General features: G+C 67.4%; 13 protein-coding genes. All 13 read right to left on the bottom strand.

Features of this window, described 5'->3' with window-relative positions; all coding sequences use genetic code 11:
• Positions 1-14 precede the first annotated feature (14 nt).
• The 13 genes from ASD34_RS18950 to ASD34_RS19010 all read right to left on the bottom strand — a co-directional run bounded on the left by ASD34_RS18950 (position 15) and on the right by ASD34_RS19010 (position 14,860).
• Positions 15-1,352, bottom strand: a complete 1,338-nt coding sequence (locus ASD34_RS18950; protein ID WP_056580279.1) for a sulfate adenylyltransferase subunit 1 — start codon at positions 1,350-1,352, stop codon at positions 15-17.
• Positions 1,352-2,305: a sulfate adenylyltransferase subunit CysD gene (gene cysD / locus ASD34_RS18955; RefSeq protein ID WP_056580281.1), complete on the bottom strand. Its 954-nt coding sequence runs from the start codon at positions 2,303-2,305 to the stop codon at positions 1,352-1,354. The genes ASD34_RS18950 and cysD overlap by 1 nt, the downstream gene beginning before the upstream one ends.
• Before the next feature lie 31 nt (positions 2,306-2,336).
• Positions 2,337-2,969 (bottom strand): phosphoadenosine phosphosulfate reductase family protein, encoded by a 633-nt coding sequence (locus ASD34_RS18960; RefSeq protein WP_056580283.1) that lies wholly within the window; start codon positions 2,967-2,969, stop codon positions 2,337-2,339.
• A gap of 17 nt (positions 2,970-2,986) precedes the next feature.
• Positions 2,987-3,382 (bottom strand): DUF934 domain-containing protein, encoded by a 396-nt coding sequence (locus ASD34_RS18965; protein ID WP_056580285.1) that lies wholly within the window; start codon positions 3,380-3,382, stop codon positions 2,987-2,989.
• Between the two features lie 55 nt (positions 3,383-3,437).
• Positions 3,438-5,216, bottom strand: coding sequence for a nitrite/sulfite reductase (locus ASD34_RS18970; RefSeq protein ID WP_056580287.1), 1,779 nt, complete (start codon positions 5,214-5,216; stop codon positions 3,438-3,440).
• A gap of 352 nt (positions 5,217-5,568) precedes the next feature.
• Positions 5,569-6,390, bottom strand: coding sequence for a M55 family metallopeptidase (locus ASD34_RS18975; protein WP_056580288.1), 822 nt, complete (start codon positions 6,388-6,390; stop codon positions 5,569-5,571).
• Between the two features lie 10 nt (positions 6,391-6,400).
• Positions 6,401-7,462: a P1 family peptidase gene (locus tag ASD34_RS18980; RefSeq protein ID WP_056580290.1), complete on the bottom strand. Its 1,062-nt coding sequence runs from the start codon at positions 7,460-7,462 to the stop codon at positions 6,401-6,403.
• A gap of 14 nt (positions 7,463-7,476) precedes the next feature.
• Entirely contained in the window at positions 7,477-8,403 is a 927-nt protein-coding gene (gsiD, locus tag ASD34_RS18985) for a glutathione ABC transporter permease GsiD (protein ID WP_056580293.1), read from the bottom strand.
• Positions 8,404-8,413: 10 nt separating this feature from the next.
• A complete protein-coding gene (gsiC, locus tag ASD34_RS18990) occupies positions 8,414-9,334 on the bottom strand; it encodes a glutathione ABC transporter permease GsiC (protein WP_056580295.1) in 921 nt (306 codons plus the stop codon).
• Positions 9,335-9,405: 71 nt separating this feature from the next.
• Positions 9,406-10,959: a glutathione ABC transporter substrate-binding protein GsiB gene (gene gsiB / locus ASD34_RS18995; RefSeq protein ID WP_056580297.1), complete on the bottom strand. Its 1,554-nt coding sequence runs from the start codon at positions 10,957-10,959 to the stop codon at positions 9,406-9,408.
• 65 nt (positions 10,960-11,024) lie between these two features.
• On the bottom strand, positions 11,025-12,902 hold the full coding sequence (locus tag ASD34_RS19000; RefSeq protein ID WP_056580299.1) for a dipeptide ABC transporter ATP-binding protein: 1,878 nt from the start codon (positions 12,900-12,902) through the stop codon (positions 11,025-11,027).
• Positions 12,903-12,932: 30 nt separating this feature from the next.
• A complete protein-coding gene (locus tag ASD34_RS19005) occupies positions 12,933-13,892 on the bottom strand; it encodes an isoaspartyl peptidase/L-asparaginase family protein (protein WP_056580301.1) in 960 nt (319 codons plus the stop codon).
• Complete coding sequence (locus tag ASD34_RS19010) at positions 13,889-14,860, bottom strand: MurR/RpiR family transcriptional regulator (RefSeq protein WP_056580303.1); 972 nt, start codon at positions 14,858-14,860, stop codon at positions 13,889-13,891. Before ASD34_RS19010 ends, ASD34_RS19005 begins: the two co-directional genes overlap by 4 nt.
• Between the last annotated feature and the right edge of the window lie 80 nt (positions 14,861-14,940).

Genomic DNA, 14,940 nt, shown 5'->3' on the forward strand with positions numbered 1-14,940 from the left:
GAAAACCCTAGATTTTAGGCCTTTGCGGCGGGCGTCTGCACGAGCACGGCGGCGCAGGTGCGATGGGAGGCCGTATCGACCAGCACCAGCGACCCCAGCGCGCGCGATTGGGCGAAGGGCAGCACGGCCAGCGGCTGCTGCAGCGCGAGCACCACATCGCCGATGGCATTGGCTTCCAGCTGGGTCGCCGGCTCGGATTCGAGGGTGGTGATGTTGACACGATCGACGATGCGCGCCACCTTGGCCTTGACCCAGCGGTGGCCCTGCAGCGCCCAGTACACGCGGCCCGCGACCAGCGGCTCGTCATCGAGCCAGGCCACGGTGGCGGTGATCTCGCGCACGGGCTCGAAGGCCTCGGGCGCCAACAGCCAGTCGCCGCGCGACACGTCGAGTTCGCGGTCGAGCACGATGCCGGCGCTGTGGCCTGCATGCACGGTCTTCGGCTGGCGCGTGTGGCTCAGCACCTGGGCCACGGTGGCGCTCTGGTTGCTGGGCAGCACCGTGACGCGCTGGCCGGGCTCCACATGGCCCGAGGCGACGCGGCCCCAGAACACGCGGCGGCCTTGCGAGGTGTCGGCCGAGGCCGAGAACTTCTCGACCCACTGCACCGGGAAAGCGAAGGGCACGGCTTCGTCCTGGGCGGTCACGGGCAGGTCTTCGAGCAGTTCGAGCAGGCTCGGGCCTTCGTAGTCGACCCAGTCGCCATGGCGCGTGGCCACGTTCCAGCCCTTGAGGGCGGAGATCGGCACGATGGCCGCGACCTTCACGCCGGCCGCTTCGGCAAAGGCGTTCAGCGCGGTCGAGATGCGCTCGAAGGCGAGGGCGGCGTCGTCGATGGCGTCGAGCTTGTTGACCGCGAACACGATCGACTGCACGCGCAGCAGGTGGGCCAGCAGCGTGTGGCGGCGCGTCTGCGGCAGCAGCTCGCGCTTGACCACGGTGCCGTCTTCGACCTCGGCGGCCCAGGCCAGCTTGGTGGCATCGACCAGCACCACGGCCGCGTCGGCGGCCGAGACGGCCGTGACCATGTTGCGCGTGTACTGCTCGTGGCCCGGCGCGTCGCCGATGATGAACTTGCGCTTGGCGGTCGAGAAGTAGCGATACGCCACGTCGATCGTGATGCCTTGCTCGCGCTCGGCCGAGAGGCCGTCGGTCAGCAGGGCCAGGTCGGTCTCGCCGCCGCGCTGTACGCCAGCGAGCTGGTCTTGCAGCACGGTCTTGCTGTCGACCAGCAGGCGGCCGATGAGCGTGCTCTTGCCGTCATCGACCGAGCCGCAGGTGATGAAGCGCAGGGCGGTGCCGGTGTCGCCGTGCAGGGCGGTGTTGTCGAGGGTTGCCGTCGTCGTGCTCATCAGAAATACCCGTCTTTCTTGCGCTTCTCCATCGAAGCTTCCGAAGTCATGTCGTCCATGCGTGTGGCGCCGCGCTCGCTGACATCGACCGACAGCGTCTCGATCACCACGTCGCCCGCGCCTGCGGCCAGGCTCTCGACCGGGCAGGTGGTGGTGATGTCGCCCACGGTGCGAAAGCGCACGTCGCGCACCTGCACGGTTTCGCCGTCGCGCGGCGGCGTGAGTTCGGTCACGGGTACCAGCAGGCCGCGGCGCTCGACCACTTCACGCTTGTGCGTGTAGTAGATCGACGGCAGGCCGACGTTCTCGCGCTCGATGTATTGCCACACGTCGAGCTCTGTCCAGTTGGAGATCGGGAACACGCGGAAGTGCTCGCCGGGGGCCAGGCGCGTGTTGAACAGCGTCCACAGTTCGGGGCGCTGGTCCTTGGGTTGCCACTGGCCGAAGGCGTCGCGGTGCGAAAAGATGCGCTCCTTGGCGCGGGCCTTTTCTTCGTCGCGGCGGGCGCCACCGATCAGCGCGTCGAAGCGGAATTCTTCGATCGCCTCGAGCAGCGTCACCGACTGGTGTGCGTTGCGCGATTCGCCGGGATGGGCCAGGCGCACGGTGCCGCGCTTCATCGAGTCTTCGACGCTGCGCACGATGAGTTCGGCGCCCAGTTCCTTGGCGCGCTGGTCGCGGTAGGCCGTCACTTCGGGGAAGTTGTGGCCCGTGTCGATCATCAGCAGTGGGGAGGGAATGCGGCCGACGCCGAAGGCCTTCTCGGCGCACTTGAGCAGCACCAGCGAATCCTTGCCGCCCGAGAACAGCAGGGTGGGGCGCTCGAAGGCGGCAGCCACTTCGCGCAGGATGAAAATGGTTTCTTCTTCCAGCGCGTCGAGGTGCGTGTTGGACAGGTTCGCGGGTGAATGCATGGGCGGCTGCAGCAGGTCGGCTTCGGTACGGGCGTTCATCGGATGGGTCCTGGAGGCGGAGATCGATCGTTCAGTGCGACAGGTGCAAGCCGCATTCGCGGTTGTCCTCGCCCTTGGTCGGGTCCACGTAGTCGAAGTTGTTGGGCAGGCCGTTGGCTTCGCAGTATTCGTACAGGTCCTTGGACGACCAGTGCAGCAGCGGCGCGACCTTGATCAGGCCGTCCGGGTTGACGCTGACCGGGTCCATCTGCGCGCGCACGGCCGTGTCGGTGGCCCGCAGTGCGGTGAACCAGACCTTGGGAGCCGTCTCGCGCAGCGCGCGGGCAAAGGGCTCCAGCTTCACTTCTTCTGTGAAGGCGGCGTGGCGTGGGTCGTCCAGCGCCGGCGTGGGGCCTTCGACCGCTTCACGGTGCGCGCGCGAGCGGCGCGGCAGGTAGATGTGCAAGTCCAGGCTCAGGAGCTTCGTCACCTCGTCGGCAAAACGGTAGGTGGCCTCGGTGTTGTAGCCGTTGTCCATCCACACCACCGGCACGTCCCGCCTGGCGCGCGTGACCATGTGCAGGATCACGGCCTCGAACGGGCGGAAGTTGGTGGTGATGATCGCGGGCTGGCCCAGGCCGATGGCCCAGTCCACCAGGCCTTCGGCATTGCGGCCGAGCTCGGTGTTGATGCGTGCGAAGTCGATGTCGGTGGCGATGCTCATGGGGCTCTCTTGTCTGCTCAGGCGCCGGCGACGAAGTGCGGCGCGGTCTTCACCGCATCGCCCTGGTAGAACGCGGCGAAGCGGTCGAACTGGCGCTGTGCGTCGGAGGCGTCCACGCCTTCCTTGAGCACGGCGCTGGAGAAGCCGGTGCGTTCCATCTGCACCAGCTGGTCGATCAGCACATCGCCCGTGGCGCGGATGTCGCCCGTGAAGCCGAGGCGGCGGCGCAGCAGGAAGGCCTGGCTGTAGGCGCGGCCGTCGGTGAACTTCGGAAAGTGCAGGTCGATGCGTTCGATGTCGGCCAGGCAGACCTCGATGGCCAGCGGATCAGCGTCGTTGGCCAGCTGCAGGACCTTCGGATCGCCGTCGTCGATGTGTTCTTCGGCCGAGAGGATGTTCAAAGTCTTTTTCATTAGGAAACCTCCGCGCTGTGCGCTACGGTATTCGCCTCGGGAGCGGCCCGGCGGCTCATGCTGCTTCCTCCACCTTGAATCGCGCACCGTTGGCCGCGGCCTTGAACGGGTCGGGGCCGACGCGGCGCAGCGTGTCGATGAAGGTCTCGCCGTTCTCACGGGTGTCGCGGTAGGTGGTGAGCACGGCCTCGATCACGCCCGGCACTTCGGCCGCCGAGAACGAGGGGCCGACCACCTTGCCGGCCTGCGGTGCGCCGCTGAGCGCAGAGCCGTCGGAGCCGCCCAGGGTGACCTGGTACCACTCCTTGCCGTCCTTGTCGACGCCCAGGATGCCGATGTGGCCGCTGTGGTGGTGGCCGCACGAGTTGATGCAGCCGCTGATGTGCAGGTCGATCTCGCCCAGGTCGTCGAGTTCGTCGAGGTCCTGGTAACGCTCGGTGATGGCTTCGGCGATCGGGATGGAGCGCGCATTCGCCAGCGAGCAGAAATCGCCGCCGGGGCAGGCGATCATGTCGGTCAGCAGCTGCACGTTGGCGCTGGCGAAACCGGCGGCGCGGGCGGCGAGCCACAGCGCATGCAGGTCTTCGGCGTGCACCCAGGGCAGCACGATGTTCTGGTCGTGCGTCACGCGGGCTTCGCCGGCCGAGAAGCGGTCGGCCAGCTCGGCGATGGTGTCGAGCTGGTCGCCCGAGGCGTCGCCGGGCGCCTGCTTCAGGCGCTTGAACGACAGCGTGACGGCGCGCAGCGCGGGGTTCTTGTGGGCGTCGACGTTGCGGGCCAGCCAGCGCGCGAACATCACGTCGTCGGCGGCGAAGGCACGCAATTCGGCATCGGTCTTCTCGGCGCTTTGCAGCACGCGGGTGGCGAGCGTCGGCGGCACGAAGGAGGCGGCCACGCGGTCGTACTCTTCCTGCGTGATGGTGTGCGGCGCGCCGTCGTGCTCGATGATCTGCTTGTACTCGGCCTCGACGTCGTCGATGTAGCGCTGGCCTTCGGCCTTCACCAGGATCTTGATGCGCGCCTTGTAGATGTTGTCGCGGCGGCCGTAGCGGTTGTAGACCCGGATCACCGCTTCGAGGTAATTCATGATCTGCTGCCAGGGCAGGAACTCGCGCAGCACGGTGCCGATGATGGGGGTGCGGCCCATGCCGCCACCCACCTGCACGCGGAAACCGATGTCTCCCGCTTCGTTCTTCACCACGTGCAGGCCGACGTCGTGCCAGCCGGTGGCGGCGCGGTCTTCGGTGGCGCCGGTGATGGCGATCTTGAACTTGCGCGGCAGGAAGGCGAACTCGGGGTGCAGCGTGCTCCACTGGCGCATGATTTCCGCAAAGGGGCGCGGGTCGGCGATTTCGTCGACGGCAATGCCGGCACGCTCGTCGCTCGTGATGTTGCGGATGCAGTTGCCGCTGGTCTGGATGCCGTGCATGTCGACCGAGGCCAGCAGGTCCATCACGTCGGCCGACTTGGACAGCGGAATCCAGTTGTACTGGACGTTCTGGCGCGTCGTGAAGTGGGCGTAGTGAGTGGGCAGCTTGTGGCTGCCGAGCTGGCCCTGGATCTCGATGGCCTTGCGGTAGACCTCGGCTTCGGGTTCGTCGTATTCGCGGGCGATACGGGCCAGCACGCGCAGCTGCTTGCTCGACAGCTCGCCATACGGCACGGCCACGCGCAGCATCGGCGCGTAGCGCTGCACGTACCAGCCGTTTTGCAGGCGCAGGGGGCGGAACTCGTCCTCGTGCAGGCGGCCCTTTTGCCAGCGCTCGAGCTGGTCTCGGAACTGGGCAGCGCGTTGGTGAACGAACTGGCGATCGAATTCTGTGTATTGGTACATCGTGCGTGCTGTGTCTTGAAAAGTGCGGTGCCGAACGTGAAACGGGGCGCCCCAACAAGAAGCCCGGATTCTGAAAGCCCGCCTTATGGAAACAAACGATTTTTTGGTTCGCGCCTTATGCGGATAAGCTTATTCACCAGCATCCATGCGGGTTGCGAGGCGGTTGGTTGCTTATTCCGGATAAGGCGCGGACGCCGGCTCGGGGTCGCCGGACCGGTGAATTCTAGGAAGCGGGAGCGCTTCGCGTGCGGGAGCGCAGGGGCGGGACCCTGCGGCTATTTCAGCCTGAAGTCGAAGCCCGGGGTCTGCGGTGAGCGCGGCAGCTGCCGCGCTGCCTGGAGCAGCCGTGGCGTCAGCGCAGCATTGCCGACATCGCCGAGCAGCAGTTCAGCATACGCACGGCCGATTCCACCGTGTCGGCGCTGAAGCGCAGCGTGACGCCGTCGACGCGCTCGAAGCTCGGCCACTGGCAGAACAGGTCGGCCATCATCGGCGACTGGGTGCGCAGCGTGACGACCTGGGGACCCTTGAAGACCAGGGGGCGCGCATGGGCACGCGCGGCCAGTGCTTCGATCACGCCGGCGCGGATTGCCTCGCGCGATTGCTCCGGCGAGAGCGACACGCCGCTGTTGAAGCCGGTCGCCTTCTTGGTCTGCACGAAGGTCGCGTGCGGAAAGAGCGCGCGGTTCTCGGCGATGAACACGTCGTCGCCGCTGCCCATCACCACGGGCACGCCGTACTCGCCAGCCAGCGCGCCGTAGAGGCCGGCCTCGCCGAGTTCCTGCTCGCCGAGCGAGATGCTCGCGAAGGCGAAGCTGTTGATCGTGTGCGCCAGGATGCCGCGCCCTTGCGCACGCGAGTGGTAGCCGACCATGCAGACCGCCTGCACACCGTCTTCCTCCACGCCCGCCACCATGCTCAGGTAGCGCGGCTTGCCTTGCACGACACGGGCGCGTGCGTCGAGCACGTCGGGCGGCATGTTGCGAAAGCCGCCGTGCGAGTCGTTCACCAGCACCTCGGTGGCGCCGGCGTCGAAGGCGCCGGCGATCGCGGCGTTGGCCTCTTGCGCCATCAGCACGCGGGCGCGTTCGTACTCGGGGTTGCCCTGGCGCGCCTGCTCGGGGTGATAGACGCCCGCAACGCCTTCGATGTCGGTGGAGATCAGGACTTTCATGGTCGTGTGTTCAGACGAGAGGTGACAGGGAGGACGCCGGCAGCAGCTCGCCGAGGGCGGCGCGGTGGTTGCCGTCGCGGCCCGTGACGGCTGTGGCGCGCCACAGCGCATGAAGAATGGCCTGCTCGGTGCTGTCGGCCGCGGCCTGGAAAAGCCCGTCGAGCAGGGCGTCGTGCAGCATCGCCATGGCCGGCATCGGACGGTCTGCGCGGTCGGGTACGGTGTAGGCGGTGGAAAAGGCCAGCACGATGTCGCCGCTGCCGTGGCCGAACACCGAGCCGGTGCGGGCCAGTCCCGCGCCCGCGCGCAGTGCGAGGCGGCGCAGTTGGCGCGCATCGAGCGGCGCATCGGTGGCGAGGACGATGATGATCGAGCCCTTCTCGGGCTCTGCCTCTTCCTTCGCTGCCTGCAGCGCCGCGAGCCGTTCGCCCACTGCGTGCCCGGCCAGCACCAGCTGCGGCTGGCGGCCGTAGTTCGCCAGCACCAGCGTGCCCACCGTGTGGGTCGTGCCGTCGGCCATCGCCACGCGGCGCGACGCACTGCCGATGCCGCCCTTGAGCTGAAAGCTCGACATGCCGCGCCCCGCGCCGACCGAACCCTGTTCAAAGTCGGCATCGGCGGCGTCGAGCGCCTGCAGGTAATCGGCCTCGGTCACGGCCAGCCGCTGGATGTCGTTGAGAAAGCCGTCGTTGCACTCGAAGACCAGCGGGTTCACCGTGGGCAGCGCGCGCCCCGTCTCGGGGTTGGCCGCCGCGCAGTCGCGGATCTGCGCCGTCGCCACCGTGCCGACGGAGAAGGTGTTGGTCAGCGCGATGGGCGTTTCCAGCACGCCGAGTTCGGCCAGCTGCACCAGCCCCACGCTCTTGCCGAAGCCGTTGAGCACCACGGCCGCGGCCGGCACCTTGTCGCGGAACGGATCGCCCGCGTGCGGGCGGATCACGGTCACGCCGGTCTGCACCGGGCCGTTGGCCAGCGTGCGGTGGCCGACCGTGACGCCCGCGACGTCCGTGATGGCGTCGCGCGCGCCCGCGGGCAGGGTGCCGATGAAGGGCAGGGAGGTCGTCGAGGCCATGAAAAAAGAAGAACTTATTGGCGGTCGATCTTCGGATCGAGCGCGTCGCGCAGCGCATCGCCCAGCAGGTTGAAGGCGAGCACCGTGAAGAAGATCGCCAGGCTGGGGAACAGCGCCACGTGCGGCGAGGTGACCATGTCGGCACGCGCCTCGTTGAGCATCGCGCCCCACTCGGGCGTTGGCGGCTGCGCGCCCATGCCCAGGAACGACAGGCTGGCCGCCGTGATGATCGAGGTGCCCACGCGCATCGAGAAGTACACGACGATCGAGGAGATCGTGCCCGGCAGGATGTGCCGCACGATGATGGTCCAGTCCGATGCGCCGATGCTGCGCTCGGCCTCGATGTAGGTCTGCTGCTTGAGCACCAGCGTGTTGCCGCGCACCAGGCGCGCAAAGGCCGGCACGCTGAACACCGACACCGCCACCACCACGTTGGTCATGCTGCTGCCCAGGATGGCCACCACGCCCAGCGCCAGCAGGATGCCGGGGAAGGCGAACAGCACGTCCGAGATGCGCATCACGATGCGGTCCCACCAGCCTTCGTAGTAGCCCGCCAGCAGGCCGAAGGCCGTGCCGATGATGCCGCCCACCAGCACCGACAGGAAGCCGGCCGCCAGCGAGATGCGCGTGCCCGCCAGGATGCGGCTGAAGATGTCGCGGCCCAGCGGATCAACGCCGAACCAGTGCGTGGCCGAGGGGCCGCTGTTCAGCATGTCGTAGTCGAAGAAGTTCTCGGGGTCGAAGGGCACGATCCACGGTGCGAACACCGCGATCACCACCAACAGCCCCACGAAGATGGCCGCCACGATGCCCACGGGCTGCTTCTTGAAACGGCGCCAGCACTCGCCCCAGGGCGTGCGGACCTTGCCGGCGGTCAGCGCAACGGCAACGGGGGACAGTGGAACGATGGATTCGGCAGACACGCCGGTAGCTTGCGTCATGGCTGCGTGCTCACTTGTAGCGAATGGTCGGGTTGATGTAGCCGTACAGCACATCGACCACGAGGTTGATCAGGATGAATTCGAGCGAGAACAGCAGCACCAGCGTCTGGATGACGGGGTAGTCGCGCATCTGCACGGCATCGACCAGCAGGCGGCCCAGGCCGGGCCAGTTGAAAACCGCCTCCACAAGGATGGAGCCGCCCAGCAGGAAGCCGAACTGCAGGCCCATCATCGTGACCACCGGAATCAGCGCGTTGCGCAGCGTGTGCTTGAACACCACGCTGGTTTCGTGCACGCCCTTGGCGCGCGCGGTGCGCACGAAGTCTTCCTGGATCACTTCGACGAAGGAAGCGCGCGTGAAGCGGGCCATCACGGCGGCCACTGCCGCGCCCAGCGTGATCGAGGGCAGGATGTAGTGCTGCCACGTCGCGGCGCCCACCGTGGGCAGCCAGCCGAGCTGCACCGAGAAGATCTGCATGAGCAGCATGCCCAATGCAAATGCGGGGAATGAGATGCCCGACACCGCCAGCGTCATGCCGATGCGGTCGGGCCACTTGTTGCGGTACACCGCCGACACGATGCCGATCCCCATGCCGAAGATCACCGCCCACACCATGCTGGTGATGGTCAGCATCACCGTCGGGAAGAAGCGCTCGGCAATCTCCGTCGACACCGGCCGCCGCGTGCGGATCGAGGTGCCGAAGTCGCCTTGCACCATGTGAGTGAAGAAGCTCACGAACTGCTGCGGCAGCGGCTTGTCGAGCCCGAGGTCCGCGCGCACCATGGCCACGGTCTGCTCGTCGGCATCCTGGCCAGCGGCAAGGCGCGCCGGGTCGCCGGGGAGCATGTGGACGAACAGGAACACCAGCACTGCCACGATGAGCAGCGTGGGGATCAGGCCCAACAGTCGTTTGAGGAAGTAATTCAGCATGGGATACGGTTGTCGCGAGCGGGCGATGGCACGGTGCCANGACAGTCAGTCAGGAAACGAAGGAGCTGCGATCAGTTCGACACGGCCATGGCGTCGATGTTGATGTTCGCGTCGGGCATCACGAACACACCCGACAGGCGCTTGGCGTGCGCCGACAGGTTCTGCTCCGTGACCAGCGGCACGCGCGGCAGGTCCTTGCGGATCTCTTCCTGCGCGGTCTTGTACAGCGCGGCCTTTTCCTTGTCGTCCACTGTCACGAGCGCCTTGGCGATGGCGTTGTCGACCACGTCGCTCTTGTAGAACGACATGTTGTTGAGCTTCGGTGCCCACGACTCGGAAGCGAACAGCGGACGCAGGCCCCAGTCGGCTTCACCGGTCGACGACGACCAGCCCGTGTAGTACATGCGGACCTTGGCCGTCTTCGGATCGGGCCATGCATCGACCTGCTCGGTGCGCTGGCCCACTTCGAGCGCCTGCACCTGCAGCTTGATGCCCACCTGTGCGAGCTGCTGCTGCACGAACTGGATCGTCTTCTGGCTGGTCGTGTTGTTGTAGGCGCTCCACAGCACCGACTCGAAACCGTTGGGGTAGCCGGCCTCGGTCAGCAGCTGCTTGGCCTTCTTCACGTCGTAGGGAATCGGTGCCATCTTCTCGGCGAACTTCACGCCCTGGGGCATCACGCCCTGTGCGGGGAAGGCGTAGCCGCCGAAGGCCACCTTCGACAGCGCTTCCTTGTTGATGGCGTAGCCGATGGCTTCGCGCACCTTCGGGTTGTCATAGGGCTTCTGCAGCATGTTGAAGGCCAGGAAGCGCGTGATGATCGAGGGCGAGGCCACCACTTCGAGCTTGTCGCTCTTCTTCAGCAGCTCGGCCTGCTCGTAGGGAATGGGGAAGGCAAAGTCGGCTTCGCCGGTCTGCAGCATCGCGGCGCGCGTGTTGTTCTCGAGCACCGGCTTCCATTGCAGGTTGTCGACCTTCGGGTAGCCCTTCTTCCAGTAGCCGTCGAACTTCTTGGCCTTCACGGCTTCGGTCTGCTTCCACTCGACGAACTCGAAGGGGCCGGTGCCCACGGGGTGGAAGGCGATGTCCTTGTTGCCCCACTTCTTCAGCGCGGTGGGCGAGATCATGGCGGCCGAGGCGTGGGCCAGCGAGTTGATGAAGGGGCCGAAGGGCTCCTTCAGCGTGATGCGCACGGTAGTCGGGTTCACGGCCTCGACCTTGCCCACGCGGTTGAACTGGTTGTAGCGCAGCAGCTTGTTGTCCTGGTTCAGCACGCGGTCGAGCGTGACCTTCACGGCTTCGGCGTTGAAGTCGGTGCCGTCGTGGAACTTGACGCCGCTGCGCAGCTTGATGGTGTAGACCAGGCCGTCCTTGGACACGTCGTAGCTCTCGGCGAGCACGTTCTGCACCTTCAAGTCCTTGTCGAACTGGAACAGGCCTTCATAGAAGGTCTTGGTCACGGCCGTGGTGATGGTCGTGTTGGTGTTGTACGGGTCCAGCGTTTCCGGCTGGTAGCCGATGGCCAGCACCACGTCTTTGGCAGCCAGTGCCGAGCCCGAGGCGGCGAGCGCGGCCAGGCCCAGCAGTGCGGATGCCCAGCGCAGGGAGGAAGAAGATTGCTTCATGGAAGAACTCCAGTCGGTTCGTGGAAAAAATGCAGGGGGCCTGCGGGTGAGAAAACGGTTCGGAATCAGAAGGCGCCGCCGATGGCATGCCGTGCCACGAAATGGCCGGGCGCAACCTGCACCAGCGGCGGCACGTCGGGCTCGTCGCCCACGGCGCGGATCGGGCTGGGAATCTCGCCTTCGAGCAGCGCGCGCGGTTTGTGGCGGCGCGACGGGTCGGCCACCGGCACGGCGGCCATCAGCTTGCGCGTGTAGGGGTGCTGCGGCGCTTCGAACACGGCGCGGCGCGGGCCGATCTCGACGATCTGGCCCAGGTACATCACGGCCACCCGGTGGCTGATGCGTTCGACCACGGCCATGTCGTGCGAGATGAAGAGGAACGCCACGCCCAGCTCGCGCTGCAGGTCGAGCATGAGGTTGACGATCTGCGCCTGAATGGACACGTCCAGCGCCGACACCGATTCGTCGGCCACCACCACCTTCGGGTTGAGCGCGAGCGCACGGGCGATCGCGATGCGCTGGCGCTGGCCGCCCGAGAACTCGTGCGGGTAGCGCTGCGCCACCTCGGGCGGCAGGCCGACCTTCTGCAGCAGCCAGTCGACGCGCTGCTGCGCCTCGGCGCCCTTGGCGATGCCGTGGATCAGCAGCGGCTCCATGATCGAGAAGCCCACCGTCACGCGCGGATCGAGCGAGGCGAAGGGGTCCTGGAAGATGAACTGGATGTTCCGGCGCAGCGCCTGCAGTTCGCGCGTGGGCAGCTCGCGGATGTTCCGACCGCCGAACTCGATGGCGCCGCTCTGGCTCTCGACCAGGCGCAGCAGCGAGCGGCCCGTGGTCGACTTGCCGCAGCCCGATTCGCCGACCAGCGCCAGCGTTTCGCCGGGGTACAGGTCGAAGCTGATTTTTTCGACCGCATGCACGCGGCGCTTCACGCGGCCGAAGATGCCGCTGCGCACATCGAAGCGCGTCACGAGGTCGCGCACGCGCAGGATCGGGCCGGCCTCTTTGCGCACGGTGGTCTGCGGCGTGGTGTCGGCGCAGGGCACGGTCTCGGTGGTGCCTTCGGTGCGCAGCAACTCGAACTTGGCCGGCAGGTCGGTGCCCTGCATCGCACCCAGCTTGGGCACGGCCGACAGCAGCGCCCTCGTGTAGGGGTGCTGCGGCGACGCGAACACAGCGTCGGAGGTACCGGCCTCGACCTTGTCGCCGCGGTACATCACGAGCACGCGGTCGGCAATTTCGGCCACCACGCCCATGTCGTGCGTGATGAAGAGCACGCCCATGCGCATCTCTTTCTGCAGCTCGCGAATGAGCTGAAGAATCTGCGCCTGGATCGTCACGTCGAGCGCGGTGGTGGGCTCGTCGGCAATCAAGAGCTGCGGCTTGCACGACAGCGCCATCGCGATCATCACGCGCTGGCGCATGCCGCCCGACAGCTGGTGCGGAAAGCGGTCGAGCACGTTGCGCGCTTCGGGAATGCGCACGAGTTCGAGCATGCGCAGCGCCTCGGCGCGTGCGGCCGCGTTGCTCTTGCCCTGGTGGATGCGGATGGCCTCGGCGATCTGGTCGCCGGCGGTGAACACGGGGTTCAGCGAGGTCATCGGCTCCTGAAAAATCATCGCGATGTCGGCGCCGCGGATGCCGCGCATCGTGCCGTCGCGCGCCTGCGCCAGGTCGAGCACCTCGCCGTTGCGCCGGCGGAAGGCCATGCGGCCGCCGAGGATGCGGCCACCGCCATGCTCCACCAGCCGCATCAGCGCGAGCGAGGTGACCGACTTGCCCGACCCCGATTCACCCACCACCGCGAGCGTTTCGCCGTGGTCGACGTGGAAGGACAGCTTCTTGACGGCGTCGACCGTGCGCTCGGAGGTCGAGAAGCGCACGGTGAGGTCGTCGACGGCGAGGACGCGGCCGTCGGGCAGGTTCAGGGCAGGGGAGGACATGGCGGATGCGGGAGAAAAAGAGGGCGGGCGTCAGGCGAAGATGGCCGTCACGGGGGTTTCATCGCCGCGCGCATGGCCGCGGTACATGCCTTCGGTGTTGAAGGCCAGGCTCAGGTTGCCGTGGCGGTCGACGGCGATCAGGCCGCCGGTGCCGCCGATGGCGGGCAGCGACTCGTGCACCACGGCATGCGTGGCTGCTTCGAGCGTCGCGCCGCCGTAGGCCATGCGCGCGCAGATGTCGTGGGCAGCCGCGACGCGGATGAACATCTCGCCGCTGCCGGTGCACGAGATGGCGGCCGTGCGGTCGTCGGCATACGTGCCGGAACCGATGAGCGGCGAATCGCCGACGCGGCCCACGCGCTTGTTGGTCATGCCGCCGGTCGAAGTGGCGGCGGCCAGGTGGCCGTGCATGTCGAGCGCCACGGCGCCGACGGTGCCGAACTTCTTGTCTTCGTCCAGCGGCGGCTTGGTCATGGCGGCGCCTTCGTGGTCGGTGACCACGCGGCCCGTGTCGCGCACGCGGTACAGCTGCTGGCGGCGTGCGTCGGTCGAGAAGAAGAAAGGCTCGACCATCTCCAGCCCGCGGTCGCGCGCGAAGGCCTCGGCGCCCGCGCCGGCCAGCAGCACATGGGCGCCGTCTTCGAGCACGGCGCGCGCGGCGCGCACCGGACGGCGCACGTGGCTCACGCCGGCAATGGCGCCGGCCGCGAGCGTGGCGCCGTCCATCACGGCCGCGTCGAGCTCGTGCGTTTCCTCGTGCGTGAACACCGCGCCGTAGCCGGCGTTGAAGAGCGGGCAGTCTTCGAGCATCTCGACTGCCAGGCAGGTGGCGTCGAGCGCGGACATGCCTTTGAGCAATGCGGCCTGCGCGGCGCGCACGATGGTCTGCAGCGCGTCGTGGTAGGCCTGCGCCTGCTCGGGGTTGGTCGTCGAGGCGCTGATGGTGCCGGCGCCGCCGTGGATGGCGATGACGGGCGTGACGTTCTTCATCGGGAAGCTTTCTTCTTTTTCTTGCCGGCGTCGGACGCGACGGCGGCGGGGAGGGGAGGCATCGAGACTTCGCCGCGCGCATGGCCCTGGCCCAGTCCGCCGTGCAGCCACGGACGCACCGCCTGCAGGATGCGGCCGGCCGACTGCGCCGCGCCGGGCGCGCGCAGGGCCACGGCGCTGGTCAGCGCCTCGATCAGCGCAAGCACGCTGGTCTCGCAGTTGGGGCGGTAGCTGGTTTCGGTCTGGCAATAGAGCACCACGTCGGCCAGCGGCGCGATCGGGGAGCTGGGCCGGTCGGTCAGCGCGAGCACCGCGCAGCCCTGGCTGCGTGCGATCTGCGCCAGCGCCACCGTGTCGGTCAGGTAGCGCGGAAAAGTGAGGCCGATGAACAGGTCCTGCGGACCCGAGTGCATGAGCGTGCGCGCTGAATGCGTCACGCCGCTCACGCTGGAGAGCATGCGCACGTCGTTGCACGAACCGTCGAGCCCGTGCTGCAGCAGCCCCGCGAGCCAGGCGCTCGCGCCGAAGCCGCCGATGTAGATCGAGCGCGCCTTCAGGATGCGCTGCACCGCGGCCTCGCAAGCGGCGTAGTCCAGCGACTGGCGCGTGGCTTCGATGTTGCGGCGGCTCTCGTCGAGCGCGGTCGCGAACACCTCGGCCACCGTGGTCGGACGCTCCAGGTTGCCGCGCAGCCGCTCGACCGGCGCCACCAGCGACTCGAAGCCGCGCACGAGTTCGGCGCGAAAGGTGGCGTAGCCGTCGAAGTCCAGTGCCCGCGCAAAGCGGTTGGCCGTGGCGACCGACACGCCGGCCGCGGCGGCGAGTTCATCGATCGGCAGTGTCGCGACCTGCAGCGGGTGCTCGAGCACGAAGTCAGCCACCTGCCGGTGCGAACGTGTCAGCCGCGGCAGCGCCTGCGCAATGCGCTGGGCCACGGTGGTGCCAGGGGTGTCGACGTTGGTGCTCATGGGGTGGGCGATGCACCTCAAAGGGTGCGCGCGATGAAAATGAATTTACAAATATATGACAGTTAAGAAAATTTTCTGTC

It is taken from the genome of Variovorax sp. Root473 (genome assembly GCF_001426505.1).
GTDB lineage: Bacteria > Pseudomonadota > Gammaproteobacteria > Burkholderiales > Burkholderiaceae_C > Variovorax.